Source organism: Picosynechococcus sp. NKBG15041c (assembly GCF_055380235.1).
Genome location: NZ_AP040363.1, coordinates 2,208,657 through 2,231,428, shown reverse-complemented (window position 1 = coordinate 2,231,428; position 22,772 = coordinate 2,208,657). Strand labels below are relative to the sequence as shown.

23 protein-coding genes are annotated in these 22,772 nt (G+C 49.3%); 14 read left to right on the top strand and 9 right to left on the bottom strand.

Annotated elements, in window-relative coordinates; translation table 11 throughout:
- Positions 1-79: 79 nt before the first annotated feature.
- On the top strand, positions 80-358 hold the full coding sequence (locus tag ACZ45B_RS10700; RefSeq protein WP_081699659.1) for an ArsR/SmtB family transcription factor: 279 nt from the start codon (positions 80-82) through the stop codon (positions 356-358).
- Here ACZ45B_RS10700 and gmd read toward each other — a convergent pair.
- Together gmd and ACZ45B_RS10690 are read right to left on the bottom strand one after the other, a co-directional pair.
- On the bottom strand, positions 355-1,437 hold the full coding sequence (gmd, locus tag ACZ45B_RS10695) for a GDP-mannose 4,6-dehydratase (protein ID WP_024546090.1): 1,083 nt from the start codon (positions 1,435-1,437) through the stop codon (positions 355-357). The two genes, ACZ45B_RS10700 and gmd, sit on opposite strands and share 4 nt — an antisense overlap.
- A 66-nt stretch (positions 1,438-1,503) precedes the next feature.
- A complete protein-coding gene (locus ACZ45B_RS10690; RefSeq protein ID WP_024546091.1) occupies positions 1,504-2,394 on the bottom strand; it encodes a branched-chain amino acid ABC transporter permease in 891 nt (296 codons plus the stop codon).
- A 149-nt stretch (positions 2,395-2,543) separates the two neighbouring features.
- Here ACZ45B_RS10690 and ACZ45B_RS10685 point away from each other — a divergent pair, with 149 nt between their 5' ends.
- The 7 genes from ACZ45B_RS10685 (at position 2,544) to ACZ45B_RS10655 (ending at position 11,092) form a co-directional block, all read left to right on the top strand.
- Positions 2,544-2,750 (top strand): DUF751 family protein, encoded by a 207-nt coding sequence (locus ACZ45B_RS10685; RefSeq protein ID WP_024546092.1) that lies wholly within the window; start codon positions 2,544-2,546, stop codon positions 2,748-2,750.
- Positions 2,751-2,835: 85 nt separating this feature from the next.
- Positions 2,836-4,380, top strand: coding sequence for a peptide ligase PGM1-related protein (locus ACZ45B_RS10680; protein ID WP_024546093.1), 1,545 nt, complete (start codon positions 2,836-2,838; stop codon positions 4,378-4,380).
- 298 nt (positions 4,381-4,678) lie between these two features.
- A complete protein-coding gene (locus ACZ45B_RS10675; RefSeq protein ID WP_024546094.1) occupies positions 4,679-6,004 on the top strand; it encodes a CmpA/NrtA family ABC transporter substrate-binding protein in 1,326 nt (441 codons plus the stop codon).
- 153 nt (positions 6,005-6,157) lie between these two features.
- On the top strand, positions 6,158-6,952 hold the full coding sequence (gene ntrB, locus ACZ45B_RS10670) for a nitrate ABC transporter permease (RefSeq protein WP_397427695.1): 795 nt from the start codon (positions 6,158-6,160) through the stop codon (positions 6,950-6,952).
- An 85-nt stretch (positions 6,953-7,037) separates the two neighbouring features.
- Entirely contained in the window at positions 7,038-9,056 is a 2,019-nt protein-coding gene (locus ACZ45B_RS10665) for an ABC transporter ATP-binding/substrate-binding protein (RefSeq protein ID WP_029681844.1), read from the top strand.
- Positions 9,057-9,138: 82 nt separating this feature from the next.
- Positions 9,139-10,122 (top strand): ABC transporter ATP-binding protein, encoded by a 984-nt coding sequence (locus ACZ45B_RS10660; RefSeq protein WP_024546097.1) that lies wholly within the window; start codon positions 9,139-9,141, stop codon positions 10,120-10,122.
- A gap of 124 nt (positions 10,123-10,246) precedes the next feature.
- Positions 10,247-11,092 carry a DMT family transporter gene (locus ACZ45B_RS10655; protein WP_024546098.1) on the top strand — a complete coding sequence of 282 codons (846 nt, stop codon included), beginning with the start codon at positions 10,247-10,249 and terminating at the stop codon, positions 11,090-11,092.
- Here the strand turns inward: ACZ45B_RS10655 and recG are convergent.
- Positions 11,089-13,557 (bottom strand): ATP-dependent DNA helicase RecG, encoded by a 2,469-nt coding sequence (gene recG / locus ACZ45B_RS10650; RefSeq protein ID WP_024546099.1) that lies wholly within the window; start codon positions 13,555-13,557, stop codon positions 11,089-11,091. The genes ACZ45B_RS10655 and recG overlap by 4 nt on opposite strands.
- A 297-nt stretch (positions 13,558-13,854) precedes the next feature.
- Here recG and ACZ45B_RS10645 point away from each other — a divergent pair, with 297 nt between their 5' ends.
- Positions 13,855-14,475, top strand: a complete 621-nt coding sequence (locus ACZ45B_RS10645) for a YqiA/YcfP family alpha/beta fold hydrolase (RefSeq protein WP_024546100.1) — start codon at positions 13,855-13,857, stop codon at positions 14,473-14,475.
- 3 nt (positions 14,476-14,478) lie between these two features.
- Positions 14,479-15,720: a lipid-A-disaccharide synthase-related protein gene (locus ACZ45B_RS10640; RefSeq protein WP_024546101.1), complete on the top strand. Its 1,242-nt coding sequence runs from the start codon at positions 14,479-14,481 to the stop codon at positions 15,718-15,720.
- Positions 15,721-15,739: 19 nt separating this feature from the next.
- Here the strand turns inward: ACZ45B_RS10640 and ACZ45B_RS10635 are convergent, their stop codons facing one another.
- Positions 15,740-16,123 carry a DUF309 domain-containing protein gene (locus tag ACZ45B_RS10635; RefSeq protein WP_024546102.1) on the bottom strand — a complete coding sequence of 128 codons (384 nt, stop codon included), beginning with the start codon at positions 16,121-16,123 and terminating at the stop codon, positions 15,740-15,742.
- Positions 16,124-16,128: 5 nt separating this feature from the next.
- Positions 16,129-16,488, bottom strand: a complete 360-nt coding sequence (locus ACZ45B_RS10630; protein WP_024546103.1) for a ferredoxin-thioredoxin reductase catalytic domain-containing protein — start codon at positions 16,486-16,488, stop codon at positions 16,129-16,131.
- 231 nt (positions 16,489-16,719) lie between these two features.
- On the opposite strand from ACZ45B_RS10630, the gene ACZ45B_RS10625 reads away from it, so the two are divergent.
- Positions 16,720-16,998 carry a DUF1816 domain-containing protein gene (locus ACZ45B_RS10625; RefSeq protein WP_024546104.1) on the top strand — a complete coding sequence of 93 codons (279 nt, stop codon included), beginning with the start codon at positions 16,720-16,722 and terminating at the stop codon, positions 16,996-16,998.
- A 36-nt stretch (positions 16,999-17,034) separates the two neighbouring features.
- Here ACZ45B_RS10625 and lexA read toward each other — a convergent pair whose 3' ends face one another.
- Positions 17,035-17,649, bottom strand: a complete 615-nt coding sequence (gene lexA, locus ACZ45B_RS10620; RefSeq protein ID WP_024546105.1) for a transcriptional repressor LexA — start codon at positions 17,647-17,649, stop codon at positions 17,035-17,037.
- Between the two features lie 255 nt (positions 17,650-17,904).
- On the opposite strand from lexA, the gene ACZ45B_RS10615 reads away from it, so the two are divergent.
- Complete coding sequence (locus ACZ45B_RS10615) at positions 17,905-18,717, top strand: methyltransferase domain-containing protein (RefSeq protein WP_024546106.1); 813 nt, start codon at positions 17,905-17,907, stop codon at positions 18,715-18,717.
- 136 nt (positions 18,718-18,853) lie between these two features.
- Here the strand turns inward: ACZ45B_RS10615 and clpP are convergent, their stop codons facing one another.
- From clpP to remA, 3 genes are all read right to left on the bottom strand, one after another.
- A complete protein-coding gene (gene clpP, locus ACZ45B_RS10610) occupies positions 18,854-19,450 on the bottom strand; it encodes an ATP-dependent Clp endopeptidase proteolytic subunit ClpP (protein ID WP_024546107.1) in 597 nt (198 codons plus the stop codon).
- Positions 19,451-19,528: 78 nt separating this feature from the next.
- Complete coding sequence (gmk, locus tag ACZ45B_RS10605; protein WP_096418666.1) at positions 19,529-20,083, bottom strand: guanylate kinase; 555 nt, start codon at positions 20,081-20,083, stop codon at positions 19,529-19,531.
- A gap of 35 nt (positions 20,084-20,118) precedes the next feature.
- A complete protein-coding gene (remA, locus tag ACZ45B_RS10600; protein WP_024546108.1) occupies positions 20,119-20,391 on the bottom strand; it encodes an extracellular matrix/biofilm regulator RemA in 273 nt (90 codons plus the stop codon).
- A 489-nt stretch (positions 20,392-20,880) separates the two neighbouring features.
- Between remA and ACZ45B_RS10595 the strand changes: the two genes are divergently transcribed.
- Together ACZ45B_RS10595 and ACZ45B_RS10590 are read left to right on the top strand one after the other, a co-directional pair.
- The gene (locus ACZ45B_RS10595; RefSeq protein WP_158505989.1) at positions 20,881-21,042 is read left to right on the top strand and encodes a hypothetical protein; all 162 of its coding nucleotides are present in this window, start codon (positions 20,881-20,883) and stop codon (positions 21,040-21,042) included.
- 278 nt (positions 21,043-21,320) lie between these two features.
- Entirely contained in the window at positions 21,321-22,661 is a 1,341-nt protein-coding gene (locus ACZ45B_RS10590) for a S41 family peptidase (protein ID WP_024546109.1), read from the top strand.
- Positions 22,662-22,772 lie beyond the last annotated feature (111 nt).

Below are 22,772 nucleotides of genomic sequence, written 5' to 3'. Positions count from 1 at the left end.
ATTCAGATATCATCAAAATTAAAAAACCGTGACAGATCAGAAGAATCGAAAAATTTTAAGCGATGCCAAGGCCCAGCGGATGGCCGAATTTTTTAGTATCCTTGGGGATGCCAACCGCTGGCGCATTCTGTCAGCTCTCGCTGATGGAGAAATGCGGGTGAGTGACTTGGCCCAGGTTGTCGCCATGGGAGAATCAGCGGTGTCCCATCAGCTTAGAACCTTGCGGAGTGCCCGTTTGGTCAGCTACCGCAAGGAAGGGCGAAATGTCATTTATCGCCTTAAGGATCACCACATTTTTAACTTATATCGTGATGCCTCTGAACATTTAGATGAGCCAGAGGATGACCATCGTCACTAATCGACACGACTGCCAGCAGCTTGGCGCACATAAGCTCGGTCAGCCTTAGAGAGTTGACCCATCTCAGGATTTTGGGGCGGTAGACCGAGAATCGCCAGGTCGGCTTCCACCATGATGGCTACCAGGGTCGGAAAATCAATGCTGGGTTCCCAATTTAATTGTTTTTTCGCTTTTGTGGCATCGCCGATGAGTAGATCCACCTCTGCTGGCCGCAGATAGCGGGGGTCAAAGGCCACATAGTCTTCCCAATTGAGCTTGACATAATCAAAAGCGGTTTCTAAAAACTGACGCACAGAGTAGGTCTCACCTGTAGCAATAACATAATCATCGGGTTTATCCTGCTGTAGCATCAGCCACATGGCTCGTACATAGTCTTTGGCATAGCCCCAGTCCCGCTTCGAGTCGAGGTTGCCAAGGAATAGTTTGTCTTGCTGGCCAGCGATAATTCTGGCGATCGCCCTAGTGATTTTGCGGGTAACAAAGGTTTCTCCCCGGCGTGGCCCTTCATGGTTAAACAAAATACCGTTACAGGCAAACAGGTCATAGGATTCCCGGTAATTCACTGTCTGCCAGTAGCCATAGACCTTGGCGCAAGCATAGGGACTCCGGGGATAAAACGGCGTTGTTTCCTTTTGGGGGACTTCCTGCACAAGGCCATACATTTCCGATGAGCCTGCCTGATAGAAACGCACCTCGTTGCCTGTCCGTTCTTGGTAATCGCGAATTGCTTCGAGGATTCGCAATGTGCCCATGGCTACCGCATCTACGGTATATTCGGGCGAATCAAAACTCACCCGTACATGGGATTGAGCCCCGAGATTGTAAACTTCATGGGGTTGGATTTTTTCTAGCAGCCGTCCCAGGGAAGTACCATCAGTCAAATCACCATGATGCAAAAAGAAGCGGGTATCAGGGGTATGGGGATCCACATAAAGATGGTCGATGCGGTCTGTATTAAAAGTGGATGTGCGGCGAAGAATGCCATGGACCTCGTAGCCCTTTTCCAGGAGGAGCTCTGCCAAATAAGAGCCGTCTTGGCCTGTGATTCCTGTGACTAATGCTTTTTTGCGATTATCCATAAAACTCTCTGTAAAATTGCGAGAAGCACAATTGACCTGTGCAATAACACTTTAGACAAATTTAATTTACATTGTCCCCTTAAATAGACCCTGGGGGCGAATTAACAATAAGACCACCATGATAAACAAGGCTACCCCAAGCTTATAATCCGGACCAAGAAACGTTACACTCACTTCCTGGGCAATACCAATCACAAAAGCACCAGCGATCGCCCCATAAGGATTGCCAATACCCCCGAGGATGACCGAGGCAAACATTGGCAGAATTAAAAACCAGCCCATGTTTGGCCGCACTGTGGTGATCAACCCGTACATACTGCCGGCGATCGCCGTCAGAGAGCCCGTAATCACCCAGGTCCAGAGCACTACCCGCTCCACATCGATCCCCGAAACCCTTGCCAGGTCAATATTATCCGCCACAGCCCGCATTGCTTTGCCAATTTTACTGTTTTGTAAAATAAAATGTAGCCCCAAAATTACCAGGATCGTCAGTACCACCACTACGACCCGATAATAAGCGATACGCAAGGCTGGTACTGTATCTGGTAAACCTACCAGGGCCGTTAAGTTGATCGCCTGCACCACAGGAAGGTCATATTGTTGGTTACTACTACCCCAAATAAATAGCACTGTACTGCGAAGAAACAGCGCCAAGCCAATGGAGATAATAATTAGCGTTGTTGGTGTTGCTCGCTTGTCTCGCATCGGTTGCCAGAGTAGTTTTTCTGCTATCAGCATTCCGCCAATGGTACCAAAAGCGCCGATCGCCATCGAAGGCCAAATATTTAGCCCCAGGGAATTACTCAGCCAGGTGATGTAGGCTCCCAAGGTCATATAGTCTCCATGGGCAAAATTAGATAAACGCAGAATCCCGTAGGTGAGAGTCAAACCCACCGCCGCCAGAGCGAGGATACTGCCGATTGATAGACCATTGAGAACGAGTTGGAGAGTGTCCATAGCAGGGGCAAGATAAGGGCTAATGAAACAAAATTTCGCGAAATTTCACCCCACAAGCCTACCCCGACAAGGGACAACTGTGAATGGGAGGGGAATGCTACAATTTGAACCCAGAAAGTCTTTGTCTAAACACTTCTCCCTTCAGCACCATGCAAGAGTTTTTTGAGAACGTCCTCCGCTATCCTCGCTATATGATCAGTTTGATCTTGGGGATTTTTATTAGCGTGTTTGAATGGCTGAAGCCCTTATTTTTCAAAAATAAAGTGACAGCAACGGCAACGGTAGGCCTTTTAGTTGGAGCGTTTGCCTTTCTCTACTTCACCCTCCGGGCGATGCTTGGTTTAAGTGTTGTATAGGTTTTTTAGAAGCCGGGCAGAAAAATCTATGATCAAATGTAGGGTAGATTATGTTGCCCTTTAAGTTTGATCTGGGCAAAAAGCGGTGAATAATCCTTCTTTTCAAACCTTTGAGGCACTCCAAGCGCAACTGCGCCACCGTTGGCAACATTTCGATGACTTTGAGGCCGATGACCAGGATATCTTGGTTGTGCCTTCTTTTAGTGTGGATCAGCGGGTAGGCCAAAAGGTGGCTGGTTTTTTGCACTATGAAGAGCGCCTTTTATTTTCACTGATTCGACTGCGCAATCCCCACACGCGCTTGATCTACGTTACGGCCCAGCCCCTGGCGCCTCTAATTATTGACTACTATCTCCAGTTGCTCCCGGGGATTCCTTTTTCCCACGCGCGCGATCGCCTGTTGCTGATCACCACCTATGACAATTCCTATAAACCCCTGACCCAAAAGATTTTGGAGCGGCCCCGTCTAGTGGAGCGAATTCGTCGTGCCCTCCGTCCCAACCAGTCCTATATGGTCTGTTATAACTCCACCCCCTTAGAGCAGGAACTCTCGGAACGGTTGCAAATTCCCCTATTTGCGGCTAGTCCCAGCCTGAGCTATTGGGGTTCAAAAAGTGGTAGTCGAGAGATTTTTCAAACGGCGGGTGTCCCCTATCCCGATGGCAGCGCCTTGGTGAAAACAGTGCCAGAGTTAATCCAGGTCACAGCCCAACTGTGGGACCGGCAACCAGACCTCAAACGAATTGTGATCAAGCTCAATGAGGGCTTTTCTGGGGAAGGAAATGCGGTGTTAACCCTCCCGTTTGATTCCCCAGGAACAAGTTTTGCGGAACGGTGTACACAAATCACCAAAGCACTTCCCCGATTAAGCTTTCAAGCGGCCGGGGAAACCTGGGATAATTTTGCCTCCCGCGTTCCCGAACTGGGGGCGATCGCCGAAGCTTTTATCGAAGGAGAAACCAAGCGATCGCCAAGCGTCCAGGGACTAATCACCCCTGGGGGCGACGTACGGATCCTCTCGACCCATGACCAAATCCTCGGCGGTAGCGACGGCCAGATTTACTTAGGCTGTCATTTCCCCGCCGCCAGTGAATATCGTCTCCAATTGCAAGAGCTGGGCCTCAAGGTAGGGAAAGCCCTCGCTGCAAAAGGCGCCATGGAACGCTATGGCGTCGATTTCATCGCCACCGAAAATACCAATGGCAGCTGGGATCTCCAGGCGATCGAAATCAATCTGCGCAAAGGTGGGACAACTCACCCCCTGATGACCCTGCAACTCCTGACCAATGGCTTCTATGACTGGTCTACTGGATCATTTTTTACCCCCCAGCATCAGCCAAAATATTACATCGCCTCCGATAACCTACAAAAGCCCCAATACCAAGGTCTACTCCCAAGCGACTTGATGGATATCATTGCCGCCCATGGTCTTCATTTCGATAGCAGCACCAAGACAGGCAGCGTCTTTCACCTAATGGGAACCTTATCTGAATTTGGTAAACTTGGGCTGACTAGCATCGGCAACTCCCCCACGGAAGCTGCCCAAATTTATCAACAGGTAGAACAGGCCCTGGACATAGAAACAACTCGCCAAAATCCTGCTACAGTGACGCTCCCCCTTACCTGGTAAAACCCTGTTGTTTTTTGAAAAAAGTTATGTATTCTTCGCATGTTCTCCGGAAATCTTTTGAGAAATGTAGAAAATGCATTGCATTCTCAAAAAAAAGGATTAACAAACAGGCAATGTTACTTAAGATACAAAACTTTATGGCTAGAAATTCGACTCTCTTAATTATCGATTCCTAATTAGGCATTCACAAAACCTTGGGAAAAGATGTTGTTAATTGTTGTCTGCACTATCCATGTCGCATGGGCTATGGATGTCGCAATAATTCCTAATTTTCATCGCCTTCAAGCTAATTAGAACTATGAGCAATCTTTCCCGTCGCAAGTTTATTTTTACTGCAGCTAGTGCGGCTGTTGGTACGACGATTCTCCATGCCTGTGGCAGTTCGCAAACATCTCAAACTTCTACCCCTGCGCCCACCGTAGAATCTGTACTCGCGCCGGAGGATGCCCCAGAAACCAATGTTGTTAAACTAGGCTTTATTGCTCTTACTGACTCCGCCCCATTAATCGTCGCTAAAGAAAAAGGTTTCTTTGACAAATATGGGATGACTGGGGCAGAAATTCTCAAGCAAGCTTCTTGGCCTGTGACCCGTGACAATATCGAACTGGGTTCCGCTGGGGGAGGCATTGATGGAGCACATATTCTGACACCAATGCCTTATTTAATGACCTTGGGAACAATTACGAACAGTGGGCCTGTGCCGATGTATATCTTGGCACGGTTAAATACCAATGGCCAAGGAATTTCTGTCAGTAATGAGTATAAAGATTTGAATGTGACTGTTGATAGTTCACCCTTAAAGGATGTTTTTGCCCAAGCAAAGGCAGGCGGCAAAGACATTAAATGTGCCATGACTTTTCCTGGGGGAACCCATGATCTCTGGATGCGCTACTGGTTAGCCGCAGGGGGCATCGATCCGAACAATGATGTTTCAGTCATTCCTGTACCGCCACCCCAGATGGTTGCCAATATGAAGGTGAGTAACATGGAGGCCTTCTGTGTCGGTGAGCCTTGGAATGCGCAATTGATTAACCAGGATGTTGGGTATAGCGCGTTGGTAACTGGAGAATTGTGGAAAGATCACCCAGAGAAAGCCTTGGGTTTACGGCAGGATTGGGTTGATGCAAACCCGAAGGCCGCAAAGTCGGTCTTGATGGCGGTACTGGAGGCACAACAGTGGTGTCAGGATCCAGCAAACGTTGACGAAATGTGTGAAATTGTCTCCCAAGACAAATGGTTTAGGGTGCCAGTGGCGGATATTGTGGAGCGTTCAAAAGGCAATATTGACTATGGCGATGGCCGCGTTGTGACGGATTTCCCCGAAAAAATGAAATTCTGGGCAGATAACGCATCTTTCCCCTACAAGAGCCATGACCTCTGGTTCTTAACGGAGGATATTCGTTGGGGTTATATTCCGGCCAGTACGGATACGACAGCATTGGTAGATCAGGTGAACCGTGCAGATTTATGGCGGGAGGCGGCGATCGCCCTCGGTGTTCCTGAGGCAGAAATTCCATCAACAGATTCCCGTGGGGTAGAGACTTTCTTTGATGGGGTTACCTTTGATCCTGAAAATCCCCAAGCGTACCTCGATAGTCTGCAAATCAAGGCGATTAAGGCATAGGTTTAGGGAACAGATATCACGGACTGAAGTGAAACCATTGCTGATATCTGTTCTTTTTGCAATCTCAATCCAGTTTTTATTAGTTTCCAGGGATTTATTGTGATGGCTAGTTCAACTTTTCCAACCCGTGGACGCAAGGCTAACCCGCTTCAGATGATTCTGCGGCGTTTCCCTTGGCTCCGCAAGATTGCAGCTCCGGTGGTGGCGATCGCCATTTTGTTAGTAATCTGGCAAATTCTCTGTAGCGGCGAAGCGTCCCGTTTACCGAGTCCCATAACAGTGTTACAAGATACCTGGGATCCCCTGATCATCAATCCTTTCTACGACAATGGTGGTGTGGATAAAGGACTGGGTTTACAGATTTTTGCTAGTTTAAAACGGGTGGCGGTGGGCTTTTCCCTCGCTGCCATCGTGGGGATTGGCCTAGGGATTCTCATTGGCGCCAATCGTTTTATGTATGATGCCCTTGATCCTATTTTTCAAGTCTTAAGAACGATCCCCCCCTTGGCCTGGTTGCCAATTTCTTTGGCGGCCCTCAGACAGAGTGAGCCTTCTGCCATCTTCGTGATTTTTATTACGGCGATCTGGCCGATTATTATCAACACCACAGTTGGTGTACAACAGTTGCCCCAGGACTATCGTAATGTAGCGAGGGTACTCAAACTCTCAAAAATTGGCTATTTCTTCAATATTTTGTTTCCTTCGGCAGTGCCCTATATTTTCACTGGCCTGAGAATTGGTATCGGCCTGTCTTGGTTGGCAATTATTGCGGCTGAAATGTTGGTGGGAGGCGTCGGCATTGGCTTCTTTATTTGGGATTCCTATAACAGTTCTCAAATGAGTCAAATTATTCTGGCCCTCGTTTATGTGGGTATTGTCGGCTTGGTGCTCGATCGCCTGGTGGAATTCCTGGCGCGATTTGTGGTTCCCTCTGAACAAAAACATTAAATATCAAGTGCTAGAACTGGTGAAATAGAGACTAAATTTCGCCATCTATTTTTCCCTGCCAAACCTGTTAGCTGGTGACTACGTTATGTCGAATAAATTTGTGGATTTCATTGATGTTGATCACGTTGACAAAATTTTTCCGCTCCCCAATGGCGATCGCTATATTGCCTTAAAAAATATTGACCTCAAAATTCAACAGGGGGAATTTATTTCGCTCATCGGTCACTCTGGCTGCGGTAAATCGACACTCCTCAATATGATTTCGGGGTTGGATTGTCCCACCTTTGGCGGTGTGGTGGTAGAAGGAAAAGAAGTAGCTGGCCCTGGTCCTGACCGGATGGTCGTCTTTCAGAATTATTCCCTCTTGCCTTGGCTCACGGTACGGCAAAACATCGGGCTGGCGGTCAATCAGGTGCTTAAGGATCTGCCCAAGGCAGAGCGACGCCGCATTGTTGATGAAAACATTGAATTAGTCGGTCTAAAACGGGCCGCCAATCGTAAGCCCGGCGCTTTGTCTGGGGGGATGAAACAACGGGTGGCGATCGCCCGTGCCCTAGCCATCAAACCAAAAGTTTTGCTGCTAGATGAACCCTTTGGGGCGTTGGACGCCCTGACACGGGGGAATCTGCAAGAAAAATTAATGGAGATCGTCCAGGAAAAACAAATCACCTGTGTAATGGTCACCCATGATGTGGATGAAGCGCTGTTGCTCTCAGACCGGGTGGTGATGTTGACCACTGGCCCCGAAGCCCACATTGGACAAATTCTAGATGTGCCGATTCCCCGTCCCCGCCATCGGTTAGAGGTGGTCAATCATCCTGATTACTATAATTTGCGCCACGAAATTGTTTATTTCCTCAATCAGCAAAAACGGGTGAAAAAGGTCGGGCAGATCAGTCACGCACCGGAGACGAACAATTTACCCGAAAAAGCGACGGTCAACCTGGGTTATCTCCCCTTAACCGACAGTGCGCCATTTATCGTGGCCCAGGAATTGGGTTTGTTCCAAAAACATGGCATCCAACAGGTCAACCTGATTCAACAGGAGAGCTGGCAGGCGATCGCCGATGGGGTTGCCACGGGGGAGCTGGATGCAGCGCAAATGGTGGCAGGGATGCCCATTGCCATGACCGTCGGTTTAAAAAACAACGTCTCGATCCCAATGGTGAGCGCGATGGTGTTGAGTCGCAATGGCAATGCAATCACCCTTGGTCGGGAATTTCTTGATGCTGGGATCAAAACCCCCCAGGAACTCAAGGCGTATCTCCAACAAACGCCAGATCGGATCCTCACCTTTGGCACAGTGTATCCCGCCTCCATGGAAAATCTGTTGCTGCGCTACTGGTTGGCTTCCGGTGGCATTGACCCCGATCAAGATGTCATTCTAACGACCCTCTCCCCTGGAGAGATGCTAGAAAATCTACAATCCGGGGCGATCGATGGCTTCTGTGTCGGTAACCCGTGGAATTCCCAAGCGGTGGCAGCAGGGCTAGGTTATGTGGTCGCAACGGATCTCGATATTTGGGCGGGGCATCCTGAAAAGGTTTTAGGGGTAAAGGAAACTTGGGTAGAACAGTTCCCGAAAACCCATATCGCCCTCGTTAAAGCGTTGCTCGAAGCCTGCGCCTACTGCGACGATCGCCGCAATCGCCCCGAGATTTTAGGCATGTTAACCCAGCCCAATTATTTAGGTTTTGATCCCCAGATGGCCCAGGCTGGCTTTATCGGCAGCTTCGATCGCGGCGATGGCACTGCGCCTGAAACCTTGCCTCGTTTTCACCAGTTTCACAACGAGCAGGCCAACTTCCCGGCCCGGGGTGAAGGGCTATGGCTGCTCACGCAACTGGCCCGTTGGGGTTATGTGCCCTTCCCGAAAAATTGGGTGGAAATTACCGAGCGAGTGCGCCGCCCTGACCTGTTTGGGGAAGCCTGTCGCCAGTTGGGTTGGCCCGATATCGAAGGCGATCGCCAAACCCTAAAACTGATGGATCAAATGGTCTTTACCGCCGACGATCCGATTGGCTATATCAAGCGCTTCAATATCTATCGGGACTTTATCAGCATTGAAATTCCCCTAGAACAGACTTCTAATGCCGTTCGCTAAAGGGCATTGCCTGGGGATTACCATCCCAACCTCAGGGAGATGCAACCGGATTAAACCCATCGATTCTACTCCAGTAACAACCATGATGACTGCACCTGACACCACCCTCAAAAAAGAAGCCCAAAGCACATTTCTCTCCCTTGAAAATGTCAGTAAAGTTTACCCGACGGCCAAAGGCCCCCTCACCGTTTTAGAAAATGTAAATCTAACAGTCAATGAAGGGGAATTTATCTGCATCATCGGTCACTCTGGCTGCGGTAAATCCACGATGCTCAATATGATCTCAGGGTTTAATCAACCGACCACTGGCACGGTAAAACTCCATGGGGAACCCATTACGGCTCCAGGTCCCGACCGGATGATGGTGTTCCAAAACTACTGCCTGTTGCCGTGGAAAAATGCCCACGACAATGTGGCCCTGGCGGTGAATACAGTCTGCAAGGATCAACCAAAGGCAGAGCGGGAAGCGACCGTCAAAAAATACATGGAGATGGTGGGGTTAACCGAAGCGGCGAAAAAGAAACCCCATCAAATTTCCGGCGGGATGAAACAACGGGTGGCGATCGCCCGCGCCCTGTCCATTCACCCAGAGGTCCTGATTTTGGATGAACCCTTTGGGGCCTTAGATGCAATCACCAAGGAGGAGTTGCAGGAGGAATTACTGCAAATCTGGCGGGAAAATAAAATCACTGTGTTGATGATTACCCACGACATTGACGAGGCGTTATTTCTCGCCGACCGCATTGTCATGATGACCAATGGCCCCAGGGCAAATGTTGGTGAAATTCTCGAGGTGCCCTTCGATCGCCCCCGTAATCGGGAGCAGCTGACGGACGATCCAAAATATATGGAACTGCGGAACTATGCCCTCGATTACCTATATCACCGTTATGCCCATGATGAAGAGGAAGAATTAGAAGACGAAGTTGCCCCCAATCCCCTCTGGAAGGTGGCAGGGATCGTCGGTGGCATTGCGGCGATCGCCTTGGTCGGTTGGGGTCTGTTCCAAACGGTTGCTCCCCGGCCCCAAAGTTCTGGTAATTCGGCGATCGAAGCCGCTCAATAAAGATATCTTTCTCCCTTAGAGGGAATCCGATCACTAGAATCGCTTGATACTCACTAGAAACTCAAGGATAATCAACCCGTCCGTGGGTTGTGATTCCCTGGGTTTTTTTACGAGCCTTTCTAGCATGAATCCTGTCCTGCAATTGGCGATCGCCACCCTGATTTTAGGAACATCCGGCGTCTACATCAAACTGGCTGATCTGTCCCCCTTCGTGATGACATTTTTTCGGGCCGGAATTCCGCTGATCTTTGTCTCAGCCCTATTTCTCTACCGTCGAGAACCGCTTTTTTGGGGAGCCACCCCCTTCCTCTTGCTGATTTCTTTTCTCGACGCTGTGCGGGGACTATGCTACATCATTGGTTTTAGCTATGCCGACCTCAGCAGTGCCGTAGTTATCCTCTATACCTGGCCCCTCTTCACGACTCTCTTTAGCTGGATTTTTCTCAAAGAAGCCATTCCCCGTCGGAACCTTTGGCTATTACCCTGCTTTATCTTGGGGATTGCCGTTATCTATGCCAATAGTGAAATCAACCTTTCTAGTCGCAGCTTTCTGGGCTTGACCAGCGTTCTCATCGCCGCCGTTCTCGTTGCGGCAACGGTGGTGATGTACAAAATAAAAGCTGCCGATTTTTCGGTATATCGCCTAATTTTCTACCAGAATCTTGTGGCTGGGGTCGTTTCCTTTCCTTTTCTTTTGGGAACCTACCCTGGGCCTAATCCCTTCCAATTCACCATGGGGGGCATTTATGGTGTCTCCATTGGCATTATTGGCTTTATGCTATTTTTTTCTGCACTGACAAAGTTACCCGCCTCAACCACCGCTTTGCTGTGCTACCTAGAGATTTTAAGCACGATTTTCTGTGGCATCGTCTTTTTTCAAGAGCAGCTTTCTCCCAACGTCATTCTGGGAGCTGGCCTAATTTTAGGCGCCAGTTTCTGCCTGAAAAAAACCAGTGACATCACTCCCTAGGTAAGCACATCCGCCCCGAGAAGTTTCTGGTATTTGCGCTGGAGTTCCTGCTGCATCAGAGGGTATTGTGACAAGCTGGAATCTTTTTGGAGCAATTGTTCAGCAGCCTGGCGAGCAATTAATAATACCTCTTGATCCTCCGTGAGACTAGCCAGGGCAAAATCTGGCAAGCCTGATTGCTTCGTGCCCAGCACTTCCCCCGGCCCCCGCAGCCGCAGATCCATTTCCGAGATAAAAAAGCCATCGGTAGATTGCTCTAGCACCCGGAGACGGGTTTGGGAGTCGGGATTTTTACTGTTGGTCACCAGCAAACAGTGGGACTGGTGGGAACCCCGACCGACCCGGCCCCGCAACTGGTGCAGTTGGGAAAGGCCAAAGCGTTCGGCATTTTCAATGAGCATCACCGTCGCATTAGGCACATCAACCCCCACTTCGATCACGGTGGTGGAAACAATGATTTGATCTTGGTTATCGCGGAAGGCTGTGAGAGCGCTGTCTTTTTCCTCTGATTTCATGCGCCCATGGAGGATCCCCACATTAAAGCTTTTGAAAACCTGCTCTGATAACCGCTGGTGTTCAGCGACGGCGGCCTTGGCTTCGAGTTTTTCGGATTCTTCGATCAAGGGGAAAATGACATAGGCTTGGCGGCCCTGGGCCACTTCCCGCTTGATCAGTTCATAGGCTTTGTGGCGATCGCCTCCGGGAATAACGCGGGTATCAATGGGTTGGCGACCGGGGGGCAGTTCATCAATTTGACTGACATCTAGATCCCCGTGGAGCGTGAGAGCCAGACTCCGGGGAATGGGGGTCGCGGTCATGGTCAGGACATGGGGCGCTTGCCCCTTCGCCAGCAGTCGGCCCCGCTGTTGGACACCGAAGCGGTGTTGTTCATCGATTACCACCAGACCAAGATTTTGGAACTGCACTGGATCTTCGATTAGGGCATGGGTCCCGACCAGGACTTTGAGTTCCCCCGTTTGCAGTTGGCTGTGGATCTCCCGGCGTTTTTTTGTTTTCGTTGACCCTGTGAGCAGTTCTACGGGCAAATGGAGCAAGTTAAACCAACCGACTAATTTGCGGTAATGTTGCTCGGCAAGGACTTCCGTGGGTGCCATCAAAGCGGCCTGATAGCCAGACTGGATCGCGGCAAGGATCGCAAAGACTGCCACCACCGTTTTTCCGGCCCCCACATCCCCTTGGACAAGGCGATTCATCGGCGTTGACTGGGCCAAATCTGCGAGAATTTCGTTGATCACCCGTTGTTGGGCATTGGTGAGTTGGAAGGGCAGGAGGGCTTCAAAGCGCTTGATCAGCTCCCCCTGGGGGATAAACACGGCACTTTTTTGGCTGGCTTTTTCCTGTTGTCGCCGTTGGAGAAAACCCAGTTGCAGGTAGAAAAATTCATCGAACACCAACCGTTGGCGCGCTCGCTGGAGAATATCGGCATTTTCGGGGAAATGGATATTGGCGATCGCCTCTTTGAGTTTCATCAGCCCATGTTGCTCCCGAAAAGCTGTCGGAAACGGATCCTTGAGCTGCTCAATGGCCGGCAGTGCATTCACAACGACTTTGCGAATCAGATCGGCGGGAACCCCTTCCGTGAGGGGATATACCGGCAGTACCCGGCCAATTTTTAAAGATTTAATATCGGCCCCACTGCTGTCGAGGACCTCAATTTCTGGGTTATCTAGGGTGAGGCCATATTTATTTTTTTTCACCAATCCCGATGCGGCGATCGCCACCCCTGACGGATATTGGCGCTTCATTTTTTCCTGCCAACCCCGATTACTGTAACGACTACCCGCGTAGAAACGACTGAGTTTAATGCGGCCACTGCCATCGCGCAGCCACAGCTCAAAAATATTCAGTTTCTGATTTTTCGGGCTGGTAAAAATACTACAGCGCACCACATAGCCCACTAGGGTCACTGTTTCCCCCGCTTCCAGGTCGGTAATTTTCACCTGCTTGGCGTAGTCGATGTGTTGTCGGGGGTAATAAAATAGCGCGTCCCGCACCGTTTGCAGTCCTAGTTTTGCCAACTGTTCACTGCGTTTTGGCCCTACCCCAGGCAGATACATCAGCGGTTGGTCGAGGGTGATTTTTTGGGTATAGGTCGAACTTTTGGCCGTATTTTCGCGGACGGATTGGGTGCGGGGTAATTTAACTTTCGGCGAGTTTTCGGGCGGTTGTTCCAGTTGCGCCTTGACCTGTTGCAAAAAACTCCTGGCTCCCGCCACCAAGAGCCGCCGTTTAGGGGGGTTTGCGGTAGGATAGTCGGCAAATTTCTGGGCAAATTCCTGCCAGCGTCGTCGTTGATCGGGAGTAATGCCTGGGGGAGGAACCGCCCCAAAACTAAGGCATAGAAATTCACTGAAGCGATGCTGATGGCCCTGGAGATCTTGAAAGCCCCGTTCTGCTTCGATAGACAATGCTTTTTGTAATCGCAGAAAATCTGGTTGATCCATAGCACCACAAACAATAAACCTGGGCCAAACCCCTGCAGATATTAAACCTTATCTTTTTATCCCGTCGTCTGGCAAAGGAAGATCGAGGGCGATCGCCTAAATCTTGTCTCAACCATTTCAAGACTGCCCATTGCAATAGAACCATCGGTTTGACAGCATCGAATTTGAATATTTTGTCTCAAATCTCTATGAAAATGCGACCCTGGAGACTACCGACCAGGATTAGAAAGGCGATCGCCCTTCGCCCAAAAACCCAAAATATTAGATGATGGTTTGTGCTGTCCGTTTCCCTGCTCGATGACCCGTACCCTCTATCTCCACGGCTTTGCCTCCAGTCCCCAGTCTCGTAAAGCGCAGTATTTCGCACAAAATATCCCCGATCTCATTATTCCTGACCTCAACCAAGATGATTTCGGTAGTTTGACCCTTTCTCGGCAACTAGAGCAAATTCAGCCTTGGCTCACGGAACCTTGTTACATCATCGGCTCTAGCCTGGGGGGACTCACCGCCGCCATACTCGCCGAACAATTTCCAGAGCAGGTCAAAAAAATTGTCCTATTAGCGCCTGCTTTTCAATTCACCATCCATTGGCGCCACCGTTTAGGAGAAACGACCCTGACAAGATGGCAAACGGAAACCTACCTCCCAGTTTTTCACTACAGCTATCAACGGGAAATACCACTGCACTACAATTTTTTCCAAGATGCAGAAATATACGCCAATTATGCGTTTAAAAATACAACACCAACGTTGATTCTCCATGGTATTCATGATGAAACAGTGCCTATCCAGGTGAGCGAAAATTATTCTAAAGATCGCCCCTGGACAACTTTCGTTGCCCTCGATAGTGATCACAGCTTAAATGATTGTTTGGCTATTCTTTTGCAAGAAACAAAACAGTTTTTGTTTGGGGGTTAACTGATGCGAATTTTATGTCTTAGCAATGGCCATGGGGAGGATGCGATCGCCGTTCACATTCTCAGTGCAATCCAAGTCCAAAACCCAGAAATCAACCTCGCCGCCCTGCCGATTGTCGGCACAGGTCACGCCTACCAAAAATTAGATATTCCAATTATTGGCCGCACCCAACAAATGCCTTCCGGGGGATTTGTTTATATGGATAATCGACAGTTAATGCGGGACTTAAAGGGGGGATTATTACAGCTCACTTGGCAACAATACAAGGCCGTTAAACGATGGGCAAAGCAAAGAGAAGAAGCATCTCTAATTCTTGCCGTAGGGGATATTGTTCCTCTTATTTTTTCTCGTCTCAGTGGTTGTGACTATGCTTTTATCGGTACCGCAAAATCAGAATACTATTTGCGCGATCGCCAAGGCAATTGGCTCCCGAAAACCTCGGCCCTCGAAAAATGGTTTGGATCCGTTTATTTGCCCTGGGAACGGTGGTTACTCAGTCGCAAAAAATGTGTGGCCGTGTATCCGCGCGATCGCCTGACCACAGATATTTTAAAAACCTACAAAATTCCAGCGGTAAATTTGGGGAATCCGATGATGGATGGCCTCGAACCCCCTCCAAATTTGTCCCAGATGGAAAAGGAAAGCCTAACCTTTATTTTATTGCCCGGTTCCCGCCCGCCAGAAGCGCTGGAAAATTGGCAAAAAATCCTCCGGGCAGTTCAGTTGCTCGTCGAAAAATATCAGGCGGTGAACTTTATTGCGGCGATCGCCCCCAGTCTTGATCCGACGGAATTCCTCACATTTCTGCCCCCGTTGGGTTGGCAAGCAACCAACTCTAAGCCCCCTGAACTCACTTTTGGTGATTCGGAAGCCCAGGTTTTCCAGCAACGAAAAGCCCGACTTGCCTTTACCCAATATCATTACGCTGAAAGCTTACATGCTGCCGATTTCGCGATCGCCATGGCAGGTACAGCAACGGAACAATTTGTTGGTCTAGGCAAACCTGCCTTAACGATCATGGGCACTGGCCCCCAATTTACCCCGGCTTTTGCCGAGGCCCAAACCCGCCTCCTGGGAGAATCAGTTGTTCTTTGTCCCAGCCCCAGTGCAGTGCCAGAAAAAGTAGATTTTCTACTAAGTCATCCTGATTTACTCCAGGCGATCGCCACCAATGGCCGAGAACGCATGGGCACCGCTGGAGCTGCCCAGCGCATCGCTGCCCATCTCTTGCGATGGTTTTGTTGAAATAATTGCAAATAAATACTTAAAGCGGTTGCAAACAGGGAAAAGTATTTTGTTCCTGGAGCTCCTGGAGGAACAGCGCCACTTTTTCCCGAGGTAGCTGCTGCAGACGAGCCAGGAGTATTTCCCCCTGTTGAATAAAGCCTAAAATATCCAGCCCACCATACTCTGCTTCATCTGTCTGGCGGAGGCGGCGTAATCCCTCCCCGACTAGAATCGTGGCCCCCTTTAAGTTGTGGTTGCCTAGATGATAGCAACCCACTGCAATCTGTAAAATTCCCTGATACAGAGACTTTTCCGGCTCCATGGCTTCAAACCACAGAGCCTCGAGGGTGTCATGGCAAGCATAAAATTGTTGCGTATTTAGTTGCTCGACGCCCACAAAAAAAGCCTCTGGAATTGCCATCATCTCTACCCTTTCATGCTGGCTGCAACTTCTTTGATATAGTCCAGTTCGATTTCCTGCTTATCCCCTGCAAAGTCATTGTCTTCGGTGATAAAGAGCATGCAGTGACAATCGTTGCGCTCCCGCATCGGCACACAGGGACAGTTCCAGAACGCATTTTCCACCTCTGCTTTTTTGTCTTCGTAGTGGCGGCAAGGACAGAGGGGTGCGCCTAATTCTTCTTTGTGCTTGGCCAGGCCCTCAATCACCACTGCGGTCACGGAAGGATCGACGCAGAAATAGGTGCCTGTGCGCTGGGCATACTTTTCAGCGAAGTTTTTCATCAGCTCTAGGGCCTTATCAGAAGCGTTGTTCTCGGCAGTCATCGCAGTATTGGTTTTCTTTATGGGACTGTTTATACGATAGTACGCTTTTGTTAATTTCCTCAAGCGCTTCGCCCCCAGCCTAAGGAAACTCCGCTAGCATTGGGGCAGTCATATTTTATAGTTGGCGATCGCCTCTGCTCGATCCCCTCAAAAGCTGATTTAAAGAATCATCTTGGGGCTTAGATGAATCGGTCCAGAGGTTGCCACCTTTGATGTTGTGAGGTTCAAATCATGACTGGTCTAATTATTTTCGGAGCCTATGCTCTGGTGCTGAGCTGGGTATTTTATTACCTAAATCAGCCCTATGGTCGCCATTGGTGGCTCAAAATCACAACGGCCAAACCTTTTTGTGTGTACTACTTTGGCCCTTTTGTGAGCGAAAAAAATGCCCGCGCCCATCTTCCTGGTTATCAAGCGGATTTAGAACAGGAGCGGGCCCAAATCACCCAAATTGTCCTCAACCAGATGATGCCACCTGCCCAGTTAACCATCTGCCCCGAGGATATTTGAGGGCCTTCTTTGCACCGGTCTGAAAAAGAAATTGAGCTAATGGCTATAGCCGCGCCAAACTCCCACTAAAATTCCCTGCAACTCAACATTGATCGCTTCGGTTTTAATCGGTTTGTATTTAGGGTTAGCCGGCTTGAGCATAACGGTGCTCCCTTCCCGGTGGAAATGCTTGAGAGTCGTACCATCTCCATCAACCCGAGCCGCAACGATCGCCCCATCTTTGATCCTATCTGGATCGGCTACTTTTTGCATAATGGCGTAGTCTCCCTCGGTGATCAAAGCTTCGATCATGCTATCCCCAGTGACCTTGAGGGCATAGCAATTGGGCTGAGTCAAAAGCAGATTGAGTGTCAGAATTTCGCTTTGATCATCGGTAAAGGGCTCCACCAGTCCCCCGGCTGTAATGGTGCCGAGGATCGGCAATCCTTCTGGCTGACGGGACTGCAGAATTTTGAGGGTGCGGGCTTTCCCATCAATCCAGTCGATGTATTTTTTCTTACGTAGACGTTCGAGGCGGCTTTGGATTGGTGCTGGCGATCGCAGGTTCATCGCGACCATCATCTGACGAATGGAGGGGGCGTGTTGATTGGTATGAATGTATTGCACAAGCCAATCATAGAGTTCTTTCTGGGCGATGGTGAGTTTTTCCATGGTTCAAGACAGGGGAGATATTATGGGCTTTGGGGTTTTGCCATAATTTGGGTTATGACAGCAGCGTTTTTTTATATTTGCTTGAATTTAGCTTGTGTAAAAACAGATGATCTTAAGATGATTTGTACTAAATTATCTCTTGAATGGCAACAATTGTGACGAAAGTCTGTAATATTTTTTGAACTTTATTGATGCTTGTTTGTTTCCAAAACCTGGCACAGGGATCCCCATACTTTAGGGTTTCCAGGAGCAAAAATGACTGAATATATCCATGGTTATGATCCAGAGGAGCAAGGACGCCTCGTAGATCAAGCGCGCTTTTGGGGCGATCGCCTCTTGCTCAAAGACCTTGATTTTCAAGCCGACGCCAAAATTTTGGACATTGGCTGCGGTGTTGGTGCTGTTCTGGGGATTATCAGCGAAAAATTTCCGACTCTAACCTTTGCCGGCATTGATCACCAACCCCGTCAAATCGCCTATGCCACAGAATATTTAACAAGCCTTGGCCTAAATCATGATCTCCGTGAAGGGAATGCTTACCATCTACCCTGGGCAGAAAATACCTTTGACTTTGCCCTGACAGTGTGGCTGCTGGAACATGTGCCTAATCCGGCGGGGATTATCACCGAAGCACAGCGGGTCCTACGGCCAGGGGGCAAAATTTGCCTGACGGAAACAGATTATCAAAATCTTTTGATTCATCCACTCCACCCGGATTTTGAGTATTTCCAGCAAGCTCTCTGTGAATTGTTCCAAGCTGCCGGCGGCAATCCCTATGTGGGCCGCAGTTTGGGTGCCTATTTAGAACAGGCCGGATTTGTCCGGGTCAATAATGAGGCGATCGCTGTTCACCATTGGCACAATGCCCACAATCAAGACCTCCAGGGATTAGTGAATCACCTTGATACCTGGTTGAAGCTGATGATCCCGCAAATGGTCGAAAAACTAAACAAAGACCAAACCCGCCTCGAAAACGGCTTAAGGCATTTCCGTTCTATTCCCGACGATCCTGGTGGTGCAATCACCCTAACTATCTATCGGGCCACGGGCATTAAACCCAAGCTGTAAGCTACCCAATGCTAGCTCTCCGAGTGCGGTGCGGGCCTCTTCCCCAACAGATAGATACCAAGGCAAAAAAGCCCCCTGAATCAGGGGGCGGAAAATTAAAATTCCAGGGCGTTATGTAATTAGGCTCGGTATTTAATTAGGCCGGGTTCGCCGCAGAAGGACTTTTTTCGATCACCTGATCAATCAGGCCATAATCTCTGGCTTCGGCGGCAGACATAAAGAAATCGCGGTCCGTGTCCACTTCAATTTTCTCTAAAGGTTGCCCCGTGTGGTCTGCCAAATGTTGGTTTAATTTCCCCTTGAGATACAAAATTTCCTTCGCTTGGATTTCGATATCTGTCGCCTGACCCTGGGCGCCCCCGAGGGGTTGGTGGATCATGATGCGAGAGTTGGGCAGACTCATGCGTTTCCCTTTGGCCCCAGCGCTGAGGAGAAAAGCCCCCATACTGGCTGCAAGACCGATACAGATGGTGCAGACATCTGGACGGACTTGGTTCATCGTATCGAAGATCCCCATCCCGGCTGATACAGAACCCCCAGGTGAGTTGATGTAGAGGTAAATATCTTTTTCTGGGTCGTCGGCTTCAAGGAACAGTAGCTGGGCCACGATGAGGTTGGCAATTTCGTCGTTGACCTGGGTACCGAGAAAAACGATGCGTTCCCGGAGCAAGCGAGAGTAAATATCAAAGGCACGTTCGCCCCGACCAGAACTTTCGATAACGGTTGGAATCATGGGGTCTGTAAGCTCGTTGTTGGTTATGTCTTATTTGTTTGATTGTAATGGATTCAGTTGACAGCGGCGGCGTTGTGACTAGCTGAAGATCACTTTTTCAAGCTCTACCAAGGCTGTTTCAAGGTCATCGTTGATGATTTCGTGGTCAAATTCGTGACTCATGGCTAGTTCTTCTTGGGCCCTGGCTAATCGTTTGGCGATCGCCACCTCCGAATCATTCCCCCGGCCCCGCAACCGCTCTTCTAATTCCGTAAAAGACGGAGGCAAGATAAAAATTCTGAGGGCTTCTGGATAAATCTTTTTCACAAAGTTAGCGCCCACCACTTCGATTTCCAAGAGAACGAAGTTACCTTGATTGACCTGGGTTTCTACGGGGGGGAGGGGTGTACCGTAATAATTCCCTGCATACTCAGCCCACTCTAATAGTTCCCCAGCCGCGATCATCCCTTCAAACTGTTCCCGAGTCTTAAAAAAATAGTCCTGCCCATCCACTTCTCCAGCTCGGGGTTGGCGAGTCGTTGCAGAGATTGATAGAAACAGATTCTGATGACGTGGCAACAGGGAGCGAACCAAAGTTCCTTTACCAACGCCGCTTGGCCCTGTGAGGACAATGAGTTTTCCTGGAGTGGTCATGGGTTCAGGCTGCAGTAGAAAAAAGTCGCCCGACCTTACACCTTTGGCATCGGCATCGTCATATCTTTTTGGACAACAAAGCGATGGGCCACGGTTTCTGGTTGGATCGCTGATAGTACCACATGACTGGAGTCTGTAATAATCACAGCCCGGGTTCGTCTGCCGTAGGTTGCATCAATCAACTGGCCACGATCACGGGCATCACTAATAATTCGTTTAATAGGTGCTGACTCAGGGCTGACAATGGCGATGACTCGATTCGCAGAGACAATGTTACCGAAACCGATGTTAATGAGCTGTATTTCCATAGGTCACTTTAGCTTTTACTCGCAGTTGCCAGTAAAAGGACAAGGGGTTATTGAGCGCTTCCGCTTTAGATCCAATGGTAGCGAGAAAAAATAGGAGATACAACGATTTAGGGGCAAAAATAATATAAATTTCTTAATTTTTCCTGGGTTTGCTCATGGGATGAAAAAATTCGCCTCTCCTAAAGCCGATGGGCCATCCTTACTCGAGATTACGAAGATTTATTACGGATTTTCTTGGCTGATCGGAGGCTGTATTGCCCTAAAAATCCCTTGCCAAGATTTTAATCGGCCTATTTCTTTCGCTCCCCTATGGGCTCAACTTTGACTGCCCTAGGCCGAACCCTTGACCTGCAGGCTCATTAGGGCCTCGGGGATTATTTGGTGCGTGGATTTGTTATCAAACCCGCATGGCTGCAAGTCTTTATTCGTCGCCTAGCCGGGTTCACCCCAAAAGATCATTGCCAATCTAGGGACGGATAGCAGTGGACAATGCTACCGGCAGACGCCCAGATTTCGGTGGTGCGAGACGAGCAACTGAGCCAGAGTTTCGACCAATCACCGTGTGAGGCGATCGCCCATCCTGACTCTGGTTCACGGCAAAAAGATCTCCCTGGAACAACGCCAAAAAATATCATCAGAAAAATTCCATAAACCCTTAAGTAAAAGCAAAACTGAATTGATTACAATGAATGACAACCGCTCAAGATTCGGTCAAGTCAGCCTCTCCCAGGGATCGATACAAAAACCTTAAACTCGAAAATTTTGTATTGTCACATCCGCGGTGTTGCCCAGAGATTGGCCATGGAAGTTTTTGCGGTACTGCCCAACCCGCAGCTCCTCGCAAAAAAAGACTCGACCTTGACCCCATCCGAATCGGATTCACTTAAGCCGCTCCTCTCCGCCTTCCCCCCCTTCGCCTGAAGATTTCCATGAAAAAGATCCCTCTGTGCTTACCGCTCGGCTCAAAAACTGTTTTTAAGGGTGTTTTAGGGCCGTTGTCCGTTTTTGGTTTGTTGCTTATGCCGACTATTTTTCAGCCAGCGGTCGCCGCCATGGAAGATAGTCCCAAAGCCGTGGTTGATGAAATGTGGCAAATTGTCTATTCCGAATCTGTAGCTAAGGATTTTGAACCAGAAGCTTGGCTCAAACTTCGGGAAGAACTCTTGAGCCAGAACTATGACAGCTATGAGGGTGCTTACCGCCAAATTCGCAATGCCCTCAGAACCTTGGGCGATCCCTATACACGCTTTCTCGATCCACGGGAGTTCGAAACCCTCACTAGTCAGACCACAGGGGAATTATCTGGCATCGGGATCCGTATGGAGATTAATGGCGACACCGGAACCTTGACAGTCGTCGATGTTTTGCCCGAATCCCCAGCGGCAATGGCAGGCCTCCAAACCGGAGACCAAATTATTCAAATTGATAATCAAGTGACGGCCCTATTAACTCTGGAGCAGTCTTCGGAGCTTATTCGCGGCATGGAAGGGACTGCGGTTAATTTAAAAATTCGCCGCGACGATCGCCAACCACTGCAAGATTTAGCGATTACCCGCGCCAAAATTGCCCTAGAAACGGTGAATTATCAGGTACAGACGATTGGTACCGACAAAATCGGCTATATCCGTCTAGATGAATTTAGCAGCCACGCTGCTGAGCAGATGCACAGCGCGATCCAAGAGCTCGAAACCGCCGGTGTGACTGGTTTTATTCTGGACTTACGCGGCAATCCTGGGGGGCTGCTCTACTCCAGTGTTGATATTGCGCGGATGTGGATGGAAGAAGGGGCAATTGTGCGGACTGTTGATCGACAGGGGGGCGATCGCCAATTTAGTGCAAATAAAACAGCGATTACCGATCTTCCCCTGGCGGTTCTGGTGGATGAAAACTCTGCCAGTGCCAGCGAAATCCTCGCCGCAGCTCTCAAGGATAATCGACGGGCCACCCTGGTGGGGACACGTACCTACGGTAAGGGGACTGTACAATCGGTCCATGAGCTTTCCAATGGCTCTGGTTTGGCGGTAACCATCGCTCGTTACTACCCCCCCAGTGGCTTGAGCATTAACCTCAATGGTGTAAACCCCGATGTCACGGTCGAACTCAATGATGAGCAGTTTACCCAGTTGCGTCTCAACCCCAGTTTGATCGGGACAAGCGCCGATCCCCAGTTTCTGAAAGCGGTGAATATTCTTCAGAATCAGCGTTTGAGTGACATGGGCGATCGCCAATCTCCCTTGAATGCGAGATCTGCGAGTGCCATCGCCAACTAGCGCATTTTGTGATCCCGATCGCCTACAGTTGTTTTGCCGTAGATGAGTAGCTCAAAAACATTTGTTACAATCATTTACAATGCAATCCATTTCACCGTAGGCGATCGCATC